Below are 14842 nucleotides of genomic sequence, written 5' to 3'. Positions count from 1 at the left end.
TTATTTTCCGGAGGGCCCATGAGCCTGCACGAATTGAACACCTTCCCAGGCGTCACCGCCCAACCTGACACCGCGACGCAGAACTTCGTCTTCAACCACACGATGCTGCGGGTCAAGGACATCACCAAGTCCCTGGATTTCTACACGCGGGTCCTGGGTTTCTCGCTGGTGGAAAAACGCGACTTCCCGGAAGCCGAGTTCAGCCTGTATTTCCTGGCGCTGGTCGATAAAAACCAGATCCCGGCCGATGCCGCCGCCCGCACCGAATGGATGAAATCGATCCCCGGCATTCTCGAGCTGACCCACAACCACGGCACCGAAAACGATGCGGATTTCGCTTACCACAACGGCAACACCGACCCGCGCGGTTTCGGCCACATCTGCATCTCGGTGCCCGACATCGTCGCTGCGTGCGAACGCTTCGAAGCGCTGGGCTGCGATTTCCAGAAGCGCCTGAACGACGGCCGCATGAAGAGCCTGGCGTTCATCAAGGACCCGGATGCTTACTGGGTCGAGATCATTCAGCCAGCCCCGCTCTGAAACACAACATCGTCCTGTAGGAGCCAGCAAGCCGGCTCCTACAGAGATCTGCTGCGCATACAAAAAAACCCCATGATCACTCATGGGGTTTTGTGTTTCAGCGTTGGTGAAATCAGGCCGGGGCCGAGGTCCGGATCAGGTGATCGAAGGCACTCAGGGAAGCCTTGGCGCCCTCGCCTACCGCAATCACGATCTGCTTGTACGGCACAGTCGTCACGTCACCGGCAGCGAACACGCCCGGCATCGAAGTTTCACCACGCGCATCGACAATAATCTCGCCACGCGGCGACAACTCGATGGTGCCTTTTAGCCAGTCGGTGTTCGGCAGCAGACCGATCTGCACGAAGATACCTTCAAGGTTCACCGTGTTGAACTCTCCCGAATCGCGATCCTTATAGACAAGACCGGTCACCTTCTGGCCGTCGCCCTTCACTTCACTGGTCAGTGCGCTGGTGATGACATCGACGTTGGGCAGGCTGAACAACTTGCGTTGCAGCACTGCATCGGCGCGCAGCTTGCTATCAAATTCCAGCAGCGTGACGTGACTGACAATACCGGCCAGATCGATCGCCGCTTCAACGCCGGAGTTACCCCCGCCGATTACCGCTACGCGCTTGCCTTTGAACAGCGGGCCGTCACAGTGCGGGCAGAAACACACGCCTTTGGCTTTGTATTCCTGCTCGCCCGGCACACCCATTTCACGCCACCGCGCACCCGTTGCGAGGATCAGCGCTTTGGTCTTTAGGGTGGCGCCACTGTCGAAGCGAACCTCGTGCAACTCGCCGGGATTCTTCGCCGGGATCAGCGCGGTGGCCCGTTGCAGGTTCATGATATCCACGTCGTATTGCTTGACGTGTTCTTCGAGTGCGCTGGCCAGCTTCGGCCCTTCGGTCTCCTGCACGGAGATGAAGTTCTCGATGGCCATGGTGTCCAGCACCTGCCCACCAAAACGTTCAGCCGCCACACCGGTGCGAATGCCTTTACGGGCCGCGTAGATCGCCGCCGAAGCACCGGCCGGACCACCACCGACAACCAATACGTCAAAGGCTTCTTTGGCGCTGATTTTCTCGGCCTGGCGTTCAGCGCCGCTGGTGTCGATCTTGGCGAGGATTTCTTCCAGGCCCATGCGGCCCTGGCCGAAAATCTCGCCATTCAGGTAAATGCTTGGCACGGCCATGATCTTGCGATCATCGACTTCGGCCTGGAACAACGCGCCGTCGATGGCGACATGGCGGATGTTCGGGTTGAGCACGGCCATCAGATTCAGCGCCTGAACGACGTCCGGGCAGTTCTGGCAGGACAGCGAGAAATAAGTCTCGAAGCTGAACTGACCTTTGAGCGAACGGATCTGTTCGATCACTTCCGCGCTGGCTTTCGAGGGGTGGCCGCCGACTTGCAGCAAGGCCAGCACCAGCGAGGTGAATTCGTGGCCCATCGGGATGCCGGCGAAACGCAGGCTGATGTCGGCACCCGGGCGGTTGATCGAGAACGATGGCTTGCGTGCGTCGTCACCGTTATCGAGCAGGGTAATCTGACTGGAAAGACTGGCAACGTCTTTCAGCAGTTCGAGCATTTCCTGGGATTTCGCACCGTCGTCGAGGGATGCAACGATCTCGATCGGCTGGGTGACCCGTTCCAGGTACGATTTCAACTGGGCTTTAAGATTGGCGTCCAACATACGGGCGATTTCCTTGATTTTCTTGAGGCGAAAAAAAGCCCGAGCGAATCTCGCCCGGGCTTTTCTATTGGGCGGTTGCAGCTTACTTAGGTGCGGAAACCCGCCCTGATGATGCTTTCACAGACTTAGATCTTGCCGACCAAGTCGAGGGACGGAGCCAGAGTGGCCTCGCCTTCTTTCCACTTGGCTGGGCAAACCTGGCCTGGGTGAGCAGCGACGTACTGAGCAGCCTTGATTTTGCGCAGCAGCTCGGAAGCGTCACGGCCAACGCCGCCATCGTTCAGTTCAACGATTTTGATCTGGCCTTCCGGGTTGATCACGAAGGTGCCACGGTCAGCCAGACCGGCTTCTTCGATCAGCACGTCGAAGTTGCGGGAGATAGCGTGGGTCGGGTCGCCGATCATGGTGTACTGGATTTTGCCGATGGCTGGCGAAGTGTTGTGCCAGGCAGCGTGAGCAAAGTGGGTGTCAGTGGAAACGCTGTAGATTTCGACGCCCAGTTTCTGGAACGCGTCGTAGTTGTCAGCCAGGTCTTCCAGTTCGGTCGGGCAAACGAAGGTGAAGTCGGCTGGGTAGAAGAACACGACAGACCACTTGCCTTTCAGGTCAGCGTCCGACACTTGTACGAAGTCGCCATTTTTGTAAGCGGTAGCTTTGAACGGTTTAACTTGGCTGTTGATGATAGGCATCGTTGACTCTCCGTCAGGGGTTAAGAAGTTGATGGAGTGAACTCTACCCACTCGACGGACGGATGGCTCATTGGCAAACCTCATGCTACTGATTGGTTTTCGCTATTAGCAGGCAGTATTAATAGAAGGAAACGGTATCTAGGGCGCCAGCGGCTTTTCCGAAATCCGCGCCATCCCCAGAAAAGGGCTGGCTTCCACGTAACGCATGGCCGACTTCATATCCTTCCAGCCGACGTAACCCATCAACGACTTCAAATCCCAACCGCTTTGATGGGCCCACGTGGCAAAACCGCGTCGCAACGAATGGCTGGTGTAGTGCTCGGCCGGAATGCCGGCGCGCTCCAGTGCCTGGCGCAATAACGGGATGACGCTATTGGCGTGCAAGCCCTCTTCACCCAGATTGCCCCAGCGGTCAATACCACGGAACACCGGCCCGCGTACCAATGCCGCTTCGGTCAGCCAGGCGATGTATGCCTGTACCGGACACAATCGCTGCAATGCCGGTGTCTGGTAGGTCTTGCCCAGGTTGTCGCGGTCGCTCTTGCTACGTGGCAGGAACAAGGTGATGCCTGAACCGGCGCTGGCCTGAACGTGCTCAATCTGTACGCGGCACAACTCGTCGCTACGGAAACCGCGCCAGAAGCCCAGCAGGATCAACGCCGTGTCACGTCGTGCCCGCAGCAGCGCCGGTCGGTCGTTTTCTGATTTCGCGGTGAGCGCTTCCTGTTCAAGCCAGGCCACCACTTGTTCCAGATGCTGAAGCTGCAATGGCTCGGCTTGCTTTTCCTGCGCCGGGTGCAGTGCGCGAATGCCTTTGAAGACTTTGCGCACGACAGGTGCCTTGGTCGGATCGGCAAACCCTTGGCTGTTATGCCACTGCGCCAGCGCCGACAACCGCAGCTTCAACGTATTGATCGATAACTCACCCGCATACGCCACCAGGTAGCGCGCAACGCTGTCGGCAGTGGCCGGCAGAAACCCGCCCCAACCGACTTCGAAATGCTCGATGGCCGCGCGATAGCTGCGACGAGTGTTGTCGCGCGTTGCGGCTTGTAGGTAACGATCCAGATCGCTCATGGGCTTACTTCTCGAAGTCGTACTTTTTCTGGGCTGAAAAGCCGCGCCAGCGTGCATCACACGGGGTAATACCAGTATATCCCGCATGAATACTTCACGTATTTAAAGTTAATTGCTAGCGTGGTACATTATGTACTTTAGTGGTATGTACCACAGTACGAAATCGTAGGAGAGTTCATGGCACGCGGCGGTGTAAACAAAGCAGTGGTGCAAGCGGCACGCTTGGCAATTCTGGCTCGCGGTGAAAACCCCAGCATCGACGCAGTGCGGATCGAGATGGGCAATACCGGCTCGAAAACCACCATCCACCGCTATCTGAAGGAGCTGGATGACGGCGCTGAAACCGCCGCCCCCTCCTCCGAGCCCATCGATGACGAGTTGGCAGGTCTGGTTTCACGCTTGGCTCAGCGCCTCAAAGAGCAGGCGCAAGAACCCATCGATCAGGCACGCGCGCAGTTCGAACAGCAACGAAAAGACCTGGAAAGCCAGCTGACGAAAGCCCAGGAAGCCAACAGCGAATTGCAGCAGCAGTACGAGATTCAAACCCTGGCGCTGACGCAGGAATCCGACACCCTGCAAAACACCCTCTCAATGCTGCAGACCGAGCAAACCCGCAACGCCGGAATGAACCAGGCGCTAGCCGATTTTGAGTTGCGCTTGCAGGACAAGGACGAGCAGATCCACTCCCTCGAAGAAAAACACCTGCATGCTCGTGACGCATTGGAACACTACCGCAACGCCGTCAAAGAGCAGCGCGAGCAGGACCAAAGCCGCCACGAAGGTCAGGTGCAGCAGATTCAGATGGAGTTGCGCCAGGCTCAGCAAAGCGCCCTGGTGCGCCAGGACGAAATCACTCAGTTGCACCGCGACAACGAGCGCCTGCTCACCGAAAACCGCGGCACGTTACGCGAGTTGAGCTTGCTGCAGGAACAGCTCAAGCACACCCATAGCCGTCAGGATCAACTGCTGGGACAGGTCAATCGAATCGACAGCGAACGCACACTCCTCCAGGAACGCTTGCGCGCAGCGCTGCTGGAGAGCCAGTCGCTGAAGCAGAACGTCGATGAGCAGTCGCAGATAAACAAGGCGCTGGAAATCGAACTACTGAAGACTCAGGCGAGCCTCGATGAAAGCGTGCGCCTGGCAGCAGTCATTGCGACAGCGCCAGACGCCGCCAAGGCCGATTAACCCGCGACCGGCGTACGCATGGTGACGAACTCTTCGGCAGCTGTCGGGTGCACGCCGATGGTTTCGTCGAAGTCGCGTTTGGTAGCGCCCGCCTTCAAGGCAATCGCCAGACCTTGCACGATCTCGCCGGCATCCGGCCCGACCATGTGGCAACCCAGAACCTTGTCGGTTTTGCCATCCACCACGAGCTTCATCAGCGTGCGCTCCTGACACTCGGTCAGGGTCAGCTTCATCGGGCGGAAACGGCTTTCGAAGATCACCACGTCATGACCGGCCTCGCGAGCTTCCTCCTCCGTAAGGCCGACAGTGCCGATGTTCGGCAAGCTGAACACCGCGGTCGGGATCATCTTGTAATCCACCGGGCGATACTGCTCAGGCTTGAACAAGCGACGCGCAATGGCCATGCCCTCCGCCAGCGCGACCGGGGTGAGCTGAACCCGGCCGATCACATCGCCCAGCGCGAGGATCGATGGCTCGGCGGTCTGGTATTGCTCATCGACCTCGACGAAGCCTTTCTTGTCGAGTTTGACCCCGGTGTTTTCCAGACCGAGGTTATCCAGCATCGGACGCCGTCCGGTGGCGTAGAACACGCAATCGGCTTCCAGCTGACGACCGTCCTTGAGCGTTGCTTTCAGGCTGCCGTCGGCGAGTTTTTCAATGCGCTCGATGTCGGCATTGAATTGCAAGTCCATGCCACGCTTGGTCAACTCTTCCTGCAAGTGCTTGCGCACCGCTCCATCGAAACCGCGCAGGAACAAGTCACCGCGATACAGCAACGTGGTTTCGGCGCCCAGGCCATGGAAAATCCCGGCGAACTCGACGGCAATGTAACCACCCCCGACCACCAGAACACGCTTGGGCAGCTCTTTCAGGAAGAACGCTTGATTGGAGCTGATCGCATGCTCGTGCCCCGGAATCTCCGGGATCTGCGGCCAGCCGCCGGTAGCAATCAGGATGTTCTTGGCGGTGAAGCGTTCGCCATTGATCTCGACGGTGTTGGGGTCGACGATTTTGGCGTGGCCTTCATGCAAGGTCACGCCACTGTTGACCAGCAGGTTGCGATAGATGCCATTCAGGCGATTGATCTCGCGATCCTTGTTGGCAATCAGCGTCGCCCAATCGAACTTCGCCTCGCCCGGGGTCCAGCCAAAGCCCGAAGATTGCTCGAAGTCTTCAGCGAAGTGCGCGCCGTAGACCAACAACTTCTTCGGCACGCAGCCGACGTTCACGCACGTACCACCCAGGTAGCGGCTTTCGGCCACAGCCACTTTCGCACCAAACCCGGCCGCAAAACGCGCCGCTCGCACACCGCCGGAACCGGCGCCAATCACATAAAGGTCAAAATCGTAGGCCATTTTCAATCTCCTCGGCAGGCAAACAGCATACCCGCAGACGTCCGTTGAGCAAGCGCTGCAAACGATATGGGGCCGGAAAATAAAAAAGCCACCCGAAGGTGGCTTTTCAGTACAAGCAGCTCAAACGCTATCAGTAAGCCTTGCCCGTCTTGTAGAAGTTTTCGAAGCAGAAGTTGGTCGCTTCGATGTAGCCTTCAGCGCCACCGCAGTCGAAACGCTTGCCTTTGAATTTGTAGGCAATGACGCAACCGTTTTGCGCCTGCTTCATCAAGGCGTCGGTGATCTGGATCTCGCCGCCCTTGCCTGGCTCGGTTTGCTTGATCAGGTCGAAGATGTCCGGCGTCAGGATGTAACGACCGATGATTGCCAGGTTCGACGGTGCGTCTTCCGGGGCTGGTTTCTCGACCATGTTGCGAACACGGTACAGATCATCACCAATCAGGTCACCGGCAATCACGCCATACTTGTTGGTTTCCAGCGGATCGACTTCCTGGATCGCAATGATCGAGCAGCGGTACTGTTTGTACAGCTTGACCATCTGCGTCAGTACGCCGTCACCGTCGAGGTTGACGCACAAGTCATCCGCCAGCACCACGGCGAACGGTTCGTCGCCGATCAGCGGACGACCGGTCAGGATGGCATGACCCAGGCCTTTCATTTCGGTCTGGCGAGTGTAGGAGAAAGAGCACTCGTCGAGCAGTTTGCGGATACCGACCAGGTATTTCTCTTTGTCGGTGCCCTTGATCTGGTTTTCCAGCTCGTAGCTGATGTCGAAGTGGTCTTCCAGGGCGCGCTTGCCACGACCGGTGACGATGGAGATTTCGGTCAAACCGGCATCCAGTGCTTCTTCGACGCCGTACTGGATCAGTGGCTTGTTTACCACCGGCAGCATTTCTTTGGGCATGGCTTTAGTCGCTGGCAGGAAGCGAGTACCGTAACCGGCTGCTGGGAACAAGCATTTCTTGATCATAAAAGTCCTTGAAAGGGCTGTGTGTACGAGTTTCGGCGCAGTCTAATCAGGCGGCGTGCACCTTACAATGCCCCGCACTGGCTAACCGATGCCATCATAGAGAAATATTCTCGCGGATAGTTCCGCAGAACGTCGCGCTGCCTCTTATAGATAGCAGAGTTTCCGACCTGCGCCTGCGAATCAAACGAAACCACCATACGCCTATCAGCACCCGTTGCGTGCGTTTGGCGTTATCATTGCGCAATTGAACCAGCCAACGAGGCAGATAGATGTCGGTAGCAAAAAGTGTCAACGGGTTCCTGATCAATCAGGCGAAAGACGGCCAGTGGTGGGTAGACAGCGTCGGCGGCGAAAACATCGCCGGGCCATTCCCGACCGAAGCGTTGGCCATTGAAGTGGCGTCCGTGCTGGAACTCGAACACCCGGCCCCGAAACGTCGCGGCAAGGACAAGTCCTGATCTGAAGCCGATTGGCATGACCCAGCCCTGCCGCAACGCAGGGCTTTTTTGTGATTGGCTGAAACGAAGTGGCCTTTCGCTATAACCTTTTGATTACGGCGCTGTCACAGGCTAAGCCCCATCATCCTGACGACGACAACGACATGAATAGATTTTTGCCTTTGATTGCGATACTGGCCCTGAGCGGCTGTGCCACTTCGGAGAAGACTTACCTGGACAATGGCGAAACAGGCCTGTCAATCGACTGCTCCGGCGAAGCCAATTCCTGGGCCACCTGCTATGAAAAAGCCGATGCCTCCTGCGCCGGCACCGGCTATCGAATCGTCGGCACCGACGGTACGCCTTCGACCAAGGAAAGCGACAAGACCCTCGGCGTCGACGTAGGCAACTACAAAAACCGCAGCGTCGTGGTGGTCTGCAAGTAAGGCGCCCTGCCCTACATGTGAATTTCGGCGAATTTGATCCCGAGACCGCGCACGGTCTCGATCAGCTCGTCGAGACGATTGAAGGACTCGACTTCATCGTTATCGTCCACCAGAAAGTAGCTGCGCCCGGCGCTTTTCTTGAAAAATACGATCCATTCTCCCGGATCAGCCGGATTCTGAATCACGTGGGTAGCAGAAATTTGACCCTCTGCGTGCCGCTCCCGTACCTGCTCTCGCTTCATGCTCGACTCCAGAAATGACAATGCCGCCAAAGCGTTGCTTTGACGGCATCGATGCTGACTGTCGCCATTCTATCAGCCGGAAATGCACGCGGTAGCGGCATTGCGTACATCCATGGGGCGTAACGGCACATTTGAGATGCGCTCATGCAGCTTGATGCTGCTGCCACTGGAGCGTTCTTCGATATCGAATACGGCGGCCGGGCCTGAGGAGAATTTTTGCGGCACGATGACCCGCACACCTTCTTTCTCTTGCGGCTCGACCTGCAGGGCACCGCGACTGCTGGCCAGTTTCTCGGCCAGGCATTGCGCGTACTCATGGGGCTTCTTGCCTGAAATAACGTTCATGGTGGGCAGCGTCTCGTTGATTTCCGAGACACTCGCACAACCACTCATCGCCAACACCAACGGCAAGCCCAACACACCCCACTTCATACAAAACCTCCGATAAAGACCCTCCGACAGCACAAATGCTGGTTTTCTCCGAGGACCCCTGCTTTTATCGCTCATAGAATTCCGAATAACTGTTTTTAATTGTCAAAGCGGAGCCCGACGACCGGATAATAACCTGTTCGGGCTGATAAACTGCGCCAATCGTCCATGCTATCGTTTTGATTTTGTAGAAAAAGCCCTTCTGGAGGCGCCTCATGAAATTTATCCACCAGCGCGAGCACCTCAACGAAGACGACATCGTCGTCATCCAATGCTCGCAAACGTGCAACATCCGCTTGATGAACGACGCCAATTTTCGCAGCTTCAAGAATGGCGGCCGTCACACTTATCATGGCGGTGCGTTCGACACCTTCCCGGCCCGCATTACTGCACCGAGCACCGGTTTCTGGAACATCACCATCGACACCGTCAACCGTCGGCCAATCAGTGTGACCCGCAAGCCGACCCTGACTCACTCGATCAAGATCATCCGCCGCTCTACCACGAAACTGAGCTAAGCCCCCGACTCGAACACAGGCAGATATGACCGTGGCCCAAACGACCAAGTACGTCATCAAATACAAACTCAACGGCGAACGCCGCTTCGAATTTGCCCAACTTGAAAACGGCACCGAAGCAGAGGCCAAAGCCGCACTGGACGCCCTTCATGGCCAGAGCGAAGACGTCATCAGCGACATCAGCGTCAGCAAAGCGCTGTAACGGGATTCGGAGCGACAACCGGGAAGTCTGCTCCGTCCGTTGAATTCGACCGCAAGCGCCGGAGTGTTCACGACGGCAGCGCTCCCTAGACTGGCCACCTCAACCCTGGGTTAAGGAGTCAGCACATGTTTAACGAGCGTACGCTCGCTGCACTCGACTGGGACGGCCTGTACCAGCAACTCGATCAGGATGGCTGCGCCATCATCCGGTCATTGCTGAGCGTCGAAGAGTGCGACGACATCAGCGCGCTTTATGCGAACCCTGAGCCTTTCCGCTCGCAGGTCATCATGGCCCGTCACGGCTTTGGCCGCGGCGAGTACAAGTATTTCCGCTACCCGCTACCGGATCTCGTCTGCCGAATGCGCAGTACGCTCTACCCGCGACTGGTGCCGATTGCCAATCGCTGGCACGAGCAGATGGACTTGCCGATCCGTTTTCCGCCACGGCACGAGGCGTTCCTTGAGCGCTGTCATGCCGCCGGTCAGGAGCGCCCAACGCCGTTATTGCTGCAATATGGGCCACAGGACTACAACTGCCTGCATCAGGATCTGTACGGTGAACACGTCTTTCCGTTGCAAGTGGCGATTCTTCTGTCAGAGCCCGGCGAAGATTTCACCGGTGGCGAGTTTGTACTGACCGAGCAACGTCCACGGATGCAGTCTCGCCCCCAAGTGATGGGCCTGAAGAAAGGTGACGGACTGATTTTTGCCGTCAACCAACGGCCGGTAAAAGGCGTTCGCGGCTACTACCGGGTCACCTTGCGGCACGGGGTGAGTCGCCTGCACAGCGGAAAACGGCATACCCTTGGAATCATCTTCCACGATGCGTCATGAACCCATGAGCCCGACCACTGTTGACCTGTTTGCCGACGCCGAGCCCGAGCAGCAACCTCGGCGCGAGCAGATCGGCGAACAATCCTGCGTGCTGAGAGGCTTTGCCCTACCCTGGCTGGATCAACTGCTGCCGGAACTGGAAGCCGTTCTGACCGCCGCACCGCTTCGGCAAATGGTCACACCCGGCGGCTTTACCATGTCGGCCGCCATGAGCAGTTGCGGTACCTGGGGCTGGACCACCGACCGCAGCGGTTATCGCTACACGCGCAATGATCCGCAAACCGACGCTCCCTGGCCGGTAATGCCCGCGGTGTTTTTTGCGCTTGCACAAGCGGCAGCGCGCGAAGCCGGTTTTGCTGATTTCGTACCCGATTCCTGCCTGATCAACCGCTATGTCCCCGGCGCCAAAATGTCATTGCATCAAGACAAGGATGAAGCGGACTACACAGCGCCGATCGTTTCGGTATCCCTGGGCTTACCGGCGATGTTCCTGTTCGGCGGGTTTGAACGCAGCGATAAAAGCCAGCGAGTGCCACTGTTGCATGGCGATATCGTGGTCTGGGGCGGCGTTGACCGCTTGCGTTATCACGGTGTCTTGCCGATCAAGGAAGGTCAGCACCGGCGAATGGGCGAGCAACGGATCAACTTCACTTTCCGTACCGCTGAATGAATCCTCGAATTTGACCGCAAGCACCGGAGTGTGACGACTCCGCCGCCTGATTAAGCTGAATCAAACAGGTCAACGGACAAGAAGCCATGACACGCCAAACGACAAAAATCGCCACCGAAAACGATCCGCGCTGGGTCGCCGTCGTCGCGCGCGATCCTCGCGCAGACGGGCAGTTTGTGTATGCAGTGAAGACCACTGGCATCTATTGCAACCCCAGTAGTCTGGCGCGCTTGCCCAATCCGCAGAATGTCGAATTCTTCGATACGGCCGAGCAAGCCCGGGCGGCCGGTTACCGCCCGAGCAAACGCGCGGCGAAGGATCAAAGTGACGTCGCCGCGCAACATGCCGCAACGGTGGCTGCCGCATGCCGTCAGATCGAGTCCGCAGAACATCTGCCGGCACTGAGTGAACTGGCCGGCGTCGCGGGATTGAGCAGCTTCCACTTTCACCGCGTGTTTAAAGCCGTTACCGGGTTGACGCCCAAGGGCTACGCCACGGCCCACCGCTCACGCAAAGTCCGCCAACGCTTGACCGATGGAGGCTCGGTGACCGATGCCCTGTATGACGCCGGTTTCAATTCCAACAGCCGATTTTATGAGGCAGCGGATCAGTTGCTGGGGATGAAACCCGGCGACTACCGTGCCGAAGGCCAGAACAACGACATTTGGTTTGCCGTCGGCGAGTGTTCCCTGGGGGCGATTCTGGTGGCGCAAAGCGCACGCGGGGTGTGCGCGATCCTGCTGGGCGATGATCCGCACCAATTGGTGTGCGACCTGCAGGACAAATTTCGGCGGGCCAATCTGATCGGTGCCGATCACGGGTTCGAGCAGTTGATCGCCCAGGTTGTCGGGTTTATCGAAGCGCCGGCCATCGGCCTGGACTTGCCGCTGGATGTACGCGGCACAGCGTTTCAGGAGCGCGTCTGGCAAGCCCTGAGGGAAATTCCTGTGGGCAGCACCGCCAGTTACGCCGATATCGCACAACGCATCGGCTCACCGAAAGCGGTACGCGCCGTGGCCCAGGCCTGCGGCGCGAACAGTCTGGCGGTGGCGATCCCGTGCCACCGCGTGGTGCGCAGTGACGGCAACTTGTCCGGGTATCGTTGGGGGGTGGAGCGCAAGCGGCAGTTGTTAGAGCGTGAAGGCCTGGAGATCTAAAGATCGCAGCACTGCGCCAGCGCCTGCAGACTGTGCAGGCGCTGGCGCAGTGCTGCGATTTTCGCTGTTAGCGATTTACATCCACCACCACACGGCCACGTAACTGACCGGCGAGCAATCGCGGTGCAGCATCGATCGCCTCACTCAAACCGATTTCGTGGCTGATCAGCGGCAGCAAGGCAAAGTCCAGATCCTTGGCCAGACGGTTCCAGGCCAATACCCGCTTGGCTTTGGGTTGGGTCACGCTGTTGATTCCGGCCAGGGTCACACCACGCAAAATAAACGGAGCGACAGAGGCCGGAAAGTCCATGCCCTGTGCCAGGCCACATGCCGCGACAGTGCCGTTGGCTTTCGTGCCGGCACAGGCGTTGGCCAGCGTGTGACTGCCGACCGAGTCGATCACGGCCGCCCAACGCTCCTTGGCCAGCGGTTTTCCCGGCTCGGACAACGTCGCGCGATCGATGATGTCGCTGGCACCCAATTGTTTAAGGTAGTCGTGTTCGGAGGTGCGGCCAGTGGACGCGACCACCCGGTAGCCGAGCTTGCTCAACAGCGCGATGGCGAAACTGCCTACACCGCCGTTGGCGCCTGTGACCAATACGTCACCCTGCTCAGGCGTCACACCGTTATGTTCCAACGCAAGGATGCTCAGCATCGCCGTATAACCGGCCGTGCCGATCGCCATTGCCTGGGCGGCGGTGAACTCCCGAGGCAGCGGAATCAGCCCATCGCCATTCAGGCGCGCCTTCTGTGCCAACCCGCCCCAATGCCCTTCGCCTACGCCCCAGCCATTGAGTACGACTTGATCACCGACCTTGTAGTCCGGATGCCCACTGACTTCGACAGTCCCCGCCAGATCAATGCCCGGCACCATGGGGAATTTTCGCACCACCGGGCTGCTGCCGGTAATTGCCAGACCGTCCTTGAAGTTCAGCGTGCTGTACGCCACACGCACGGTCACATCGCCCTCGGGCAGTTGATCGTCATTGATCTCTTGCAGTGTGGCCCGGTAACCGCTGTCGTCTTTGTCGATCAAAATGCCTTGGAACATTGCTATCTCCTACTAAATCACTGGGTTGTGGTGCAGTTGAAATAACACACGGCAACATTTTGCCCTACTCGACCTTAAGCCAATACTGCATCGCAGGCACCCACGAGCCCGACCTGGCCGCAGGTGCTGAGCAGCGGCGCTATAAAACTGACGATCTACCCGCGACAACTCGTTGGTCTCGGGCCGCTTTGCTGATACAAATCCTGTTCTACCGTCCTGCCCTGTTTTTGATGCCGGAGAACCTTTGAAATGAGCCCATGGCCAGACACCCGAATGATTGATTTGCTAGGGATCGAACTGCCGATCATCCAGGCCCCGATGGCGGGTGCAACCGGTTCGGCCATGGTGATCGCCGCGAGCAATGCCGGCGGCCTGGGCTCGATGCCCGCGGCCATGCTGAGCACCGAGCAATTGCGCGAAGAATTGAAGACCATTCGCCAACACAGCCAGCGCCCGTTCAACGTCAACTTTTTCTGCCATCAACCGCCTGCGGCCGATGAGCAACGCGCTCGGGACTGGAAGAATCTGTTGGAGCCCTACTACCGCGAACTCGGCGTGGATTTCGACGCGCCGACGCCCGTGTCCAATCGCGCGCCGTTCGATAACGCGACCTGTGAAGTGATCGAAGAATGTCGTCCCGACGTGGTGAGTTTTCACTTCGGCCTGCCTGAAAAATCCCTGCTGGATCGTGTCAAGGCGACAGGGGCGAAAGTGCTGTCTTCGGCAACAACCGTCGACGAAGCTCTCTGGCTTGAGCAGCATGGCTGCGATGCGATCATCGCAATGGGCTACGAAGCCGGCGGCCATCGGGGCATGTTTCTGAGCGACGACTTGAACAGCCAGGTGGGGCTTTTCGCACTGCTGCCGCAGATTGTCGACGCGGTGAAAGTGCCGGTGATTGCGGCTGGCGGCATTGCCGATGCGCGAGGCGTAGCGGCGGCGTTTCTGCTGGGCGCATCCGCTGTGCAAGTGGGCACGGCGTATTTGTTCACGCCGGAAGCCAAGGTCAGCGCCGCCCATCACAAGGCGTTGCGCGCGGCCAAAGAAAGCGAAACCGCCGTCACCAACATTTTCACTGGCCGTCCCGCGCGCGGGATTCTGAATCGCGTGATGCGCGAGCTCGGACCGATCTGCGATAAAGCACCGGCCTTCCCGTTGGCGGGTGGGGCGTTGATGCCGTTGCGGGCCAAGGGCGAAGCGGATTTCAGCAACCTCTGGGCCGGGCAGGCGTTTACGTTGGGGGTGGAGATGACGACGGCGGAGTTGACGCGGCATCTGGCGCAAGAGGGATTGGCAAAACTGTTGCACCGGCAGGCATAAGACCAGCAGCGAGGGAGCCTCGCCGCAATGCAATCGAGTT

General features: G+C 58.4%; 18 protein-coding genes. 10 read left to right on the top strand and 8 right to left on the bottom strand.

Annotated elements, in window-relative coordinates; all coding sequences use genetic code 11:
* The first annotated feature begins 18 nt into the window (after nt 1-18).
* A complete protein-coding gene (gene gloA / locus Q7W83_RS13105) occupies nt 19-540 on the top strand; it encodes a lactoylglutathione lyase (RefSeq protein ID WP_150639039.1) in 522 nt (173 codons plus the stop codon).
* A gap of 112 nt (nt 541-652) precedes the next feature.
* On the opposite strand, the gene ahpF is transcribed toward gloA, so the two are convergent.
* From ahpF to Q7W83_RS13090, 3 genes are all read right to left on the bottom strand, one after another.
* On the bottom strand, nt 653-2218 hold the full coding sequence (gene ahpF, locus Q7W83_RS13100) for an alkyl hydroperoxide reductase subunit F (RefSeq protein WP_150629848.1): 1566 nt from the start codon (nt 2216-2218) through the stop codon (nt 653-655).
* Between the two features lie 125 nt (nt 2219-2343).
* Nucleotides 2344-2907, bottom strand: coding sequence for an alkyl hydroperoxide reductase subunit C (gene ahpC, locus Q7W83_RS13095; RefSeq protein WP_008155117.1), 564 nt, complete (start codon nt 2905-2907; stop codon nt 2344-2346).
* Nucleotides 2908-3045: 138 nt separating this feature from the next.
* On the bottom strand, nt 3046-3984 hold the full coding sequence (locus Q7W83_RS13090; RefSeq protein WP_150629850.1) for a site-specific integrase: 939 nt from the start codon (nt 3982-3984) through the stop codon (nt 3046-3048).
* A gap of 177 nt (nt 3985-4161) precedes the next feature.
* Here Q7W83_RS13090 and Q7W83_RS13085 point away from each other — a divergent pair, with 177 nt between their 5' ends.
* A complete protein-coding gene (locus tag Q7W83_RS13085) occupies nt 4162-5172 on the top strand; it encodes a DNA-binding protein (RefSeq protein WP_473656175.1) in 1011 nt (336 codons plus the stop codon).
* On the opposite strand, the gene gorA is transcribed toward Q7W83_RS13085, so the two are convergent.
* Together gorA and galU are read right to left on the bottom strand one after the other, a co-directional pair.
* Nucleotides 5169-6527, bottom strand: coding sequence for a glutathione-disulfide reductase (gene gorA / locus Q7W83_RS13080; RefSeq protein ID WP_150639040.1), 1359 nt, complete (start codon nt 6525-6527; stop codon nt 5169-5171). The two genes, Q7W83_RS13085 and gorA, sit on opposite strands and share 4 nt — an antisense overlap.
* A gap of 130 nt (nt 6528-6657) precedes the next feature.
* Nucleotides 6658-7497, bottom strand: a complete 840-nt coding sequence (gene galU, locus Q7W83_RS13075) for a UTP--glucose-1-phosphate uridylyltransferase GalU (RefSeq protein WP_054050566.1) — start codon at nt 7495-7497, stop codon at nt 6658-6660.
* A gap of 269 nt (nt 7498-7766) precedes the next feature.
* Here galU and Q7W83_RS13070 point away from each other — a divergent pair, with 269 nt between their 5' ends.
* Nucleotides 7767-7955: a hypothetical protein gene (locus Q7W83_RS13070; RefSeq protein WP_084323334.1), complete on the top strand. Its 189-nt coding sequence runs from the start codon at nt 7767-7769 to the stop codon at nt 7953-7955.
* A 143-nt stretch (nt 7956-8098) separates the two neighbouring features.
* The gene (locus Q7W83_RS13065; protein WP_150629856.1) at nt 8099-8380 is read left to right on the top strand and encodes a hypothetical protein; all 282 of its coding nucleotides are present in this window, start codon (nt 8099-8101) and stop codon (nt 8378-8380) included.
* Between the two features lie 11 nt (nt 8381-8391).
* Here Q7W83_RS13065 and Q7W83_RS13060 read toward each other — a convergent pair whose 3' ends face one another.
* Nucleotides 8392-8622: a hypothetical protein gene (locus tag Q7W83_RS13060; protein WP_150629858.1), complete on the bottom strand. Its 231-nt coding sequence runs from the start codon at nt 8620-8622 to the stop codon at nt 8392-8394.
* A 72-nt stretch (nt 8623-8694) separates the two neighbouring features.
* Nucleotides 8695-9054: a hypothetical protein gene (locus Q7W83_RS13055; RefSeq protein ID WP_150629860.1), complete on the bottom strand. Its 360-nt coding sequence runs from the start codon at nt 9052-9054 to the stop codon at nt 8695-8697.
* Between the two features lie 212 nt (nt 9055-9266).
* Here Q7W83_RS13055 and Q7W83_RS13050 point away from each other — a divergent pair, with 212 nt between their 5' ends.
* The 5 genes from Q7W83_RS13050 (at nt 9267) to ada (ending at nt 12431) form a co-directional block, all read left to right on the top strand.
* Nucleotides 9267-9569, top strand: coding sequence for a DUF1883 domain-containing protein (locus tag Q7W83_RS13050; RefSeq protein WP_150581206.1), 303 nt, complete (start codon nt 9267-9269; stop codon nt 9567-9569).
* A gap of 25 nt (nt 9570-9594) precedes the next feature.
* Nucleotides 9595-9771: a hypothetical protein gene (locus tag Q7W83_RS13045; protein ID WP_191623635.1), complete on the top strand. Its 177-nt coding sequence runs from the start codon at nt 9595-9597 to the stop codon at nt 9769-9771.
* Nucleotides 9772-9896: 125 nt separating this feature from the next.
* Nucleotides 9897-10604: a 2OG-Fe(II) oxygenase gene (locus Q7W83_RS13040; protein WP_473656174.1), complete on the top strand. Its 708-nt coding sequence runs from the start codon at nt 9897-9899 to the stop codon at nt 10602-10604.
* A complete protein-coding gene (gene alkB / locus Q7W83_RS13035; protein WP_150639042.1) occupies nt 10594-11274 on the top strand; it encodes a DNA oxidative demethylase AlkB in 681 nt (226 codons plus the stop codon). Before Q7W83_RS13040 ends, alkB begins: the two co-directional genes overlap by 11 nt.
* Nucleotides 11275-11360: 86 nt before the next feature.
* The gene (gene ada, locus Q7W83_RS13030) at nt 11361-12431 is read left to right on the top strand and encodes a bifunctional DNA-binding transcriptional regulator/O6-methylguanine-DNA methyltransferase Ada (RefSeq protein ID WP_150629867.1); all 1071 of its coding nucleotides are present in this window, start codon (nt 11361-11363) and stop codon (nt 12429-12431) included.
* Nucleotides 12432-12498: 67 nt separating this feature from the next.
* On the opposite strand, the gene acuI is transcribed toward ada, so the two are convergent.
* Nucleotides 12499-13482, bottom strand: a complete 984-nt coding sequence (gene acuI / locus Q7W83_RS13025) for an acrylyl-CoA reductase (NADPH) (RefSeq protein WP_473656173.1) — start codon at nt 13480-13482, stop codon at nt 12499-12501.
* A 249-nt stretch (nt 13483-13731) separates the two neighbouring features.
* On the opposite strand from acuI, the gene Q7W83_RS13020 reads away from it, so the two are divergent.
* Nucleotides 13732-14802 carry an NAD(P)H-dependent flavin oxidoreductase gene (locus Q7W83_RS13020; protein ID WP_473656172.1) on the top strand — a complete coding sequence of 357 codons (1071 nt, stop codon included), beginning with the start codon at nt 13732-13734 and terminating at the stop codon, nt 14800-14802.
* Nucleotides 14803-14842: the final 40 nt, after the last annotated feature.

The organism is Pseudomonas sp. 300 (assembly GCF_055803035.1).
Note: the sequence above shows the minus strand (reverse complement) of the source record. Positions and strands in the feature narration are given on the sequence as shown.

What these genes read in the sequence shown, in the direction of transcription:
- Q7W83_RS13090 (WP_150629850.1), bottom strand. Translation starts at nt 3,984, where the DNA reads ATGAGCGATCTGGATCGTTACCTACAAGCCGCAACGCGCGACAACACT.
- Q7W83_RS13045 (WP_191623635.1), top strand. Translation starts at nt 9,595, where the DNA reads ATGACCGTGGCCCAAACGACCAAGTACGTCATCAAATACAAACTCAAC.
- ahpF (WP_150629848.1), bottom strand. Translation starts at nt 2,218, where the DNA reads ATGTTGGACGCCAATCTTAAAGCCCAGTTGAAATCGTACCTGGAACGG.
- Q7W83_RS13070 (WP_084323334.1), top strand. Translation starts at nt 7,767, where the DNA reads ATGTCGGTAGCAAAAAGTGTCAACGGGTTCCTGATCAATCAGGCGAAA.
- ada (WP_150629867.1), top strand. Translation starts at nt 11,361, where the DNA reads ATGACACGCCAAACGACAAAAATCGCCACCGAAAACGATCCGCGCTGG.
- ahpC (WP_008155117.1), bottom strand. Translation starts at nt 2,907, where the DNA reads ATGCCTATCATCAACAGCCAAGTTAAACCGTTCAAAGCTACCGCTTAC.
- Q7W83_RS13055 (WP_150629860.1), bottom strand. Translation starts at nt 9,054, where the DNA reads ATGAAGTGGGGTGTGTTGGGCTTGCCGTTGGTGTTGGCGATGAGTGGT.
- acuI (WP_473656173.1), bottom strand. Translation starts at nt 13,482, where the DNA reads ATGTTCCAAGGCATTTTGATCGACAAAGACGACAGCGGTTACCGGGCC.
- Q7W83_RS13060 (WP_150629858.1), bottom strand. Translation starts at nt 8,622, where the DNA reads ATGAAGCGAGAGCAGGTACGGGAGCGGCACGCAGAGGGTCAAATTTCT.
- gorA (WP_150639040.1), bottom strand. Translation starts at nt 6,527, where the DNA reads ATGGCCTACGATTTTGACCTTTATGTGATTGGCGCCGGTTCCGGCGGT.
- galU (WP_054050566.1), bottom strand. Translation starts at nt 7,497, where the DNA reads ATGATCAAGAAATGCTTGTTCCCAGCAGCCGGTTACGGTACTCGCTTC.
- alkB (WP_150639042.1), top strand. Translation starts at nt 10,594, where the DNA reads ATGCGTCATGAACCCATGAGCCCGACCACTGTTGACCTGTTTGCCGAC.
- Q7W83_RS13020 (WP_473656172.1), top strand. Translation starts at nt 13,732, where the DNA reads ATGAGCCCATGGCCAGACACCCGAATGATTGATTTGCTAGGGATCGAA.
- Q7W83_RS13085 (WP_473656175.1), top strand. Translation starts at nt 4,162, where the DNA reads ATGGCACGCGGCGGTGTAAACAAAGCAGTGGTGCAAGCGGCACGCTTG.
- gloA (WP_150639039.1), top strand. Translation starts at nt 19, where the DNA reads ATGAGCCTGCACGAATTGAACACCTTCCCAGGCGTCACCGCCCAACCT.
- Q7W83_RS13040 (WP_473656174.1), top strand. Translation starts at nt 9,897, where the DNA reads ATGTTTAACGAGCGTACGCTCGCTGCACTCGACTGGGACGGCCTGTAC.
- Q7W83_RS13050 (WP_150581206.1), top strand. Translation starts at nt 9,267, where the DNA reads ATGAAATTTATCCACCAGCGCGAGCACCTCAACGAAGACGACATCGTC.
- Q7W83_RS13065 (WP_150629856.1), top strand. Translation starts at nt 8,099, where the DNA reads ATGAATAGATTTTTGCCTTTGATTGCGATACTGGCCCTGAGCGGCTGT.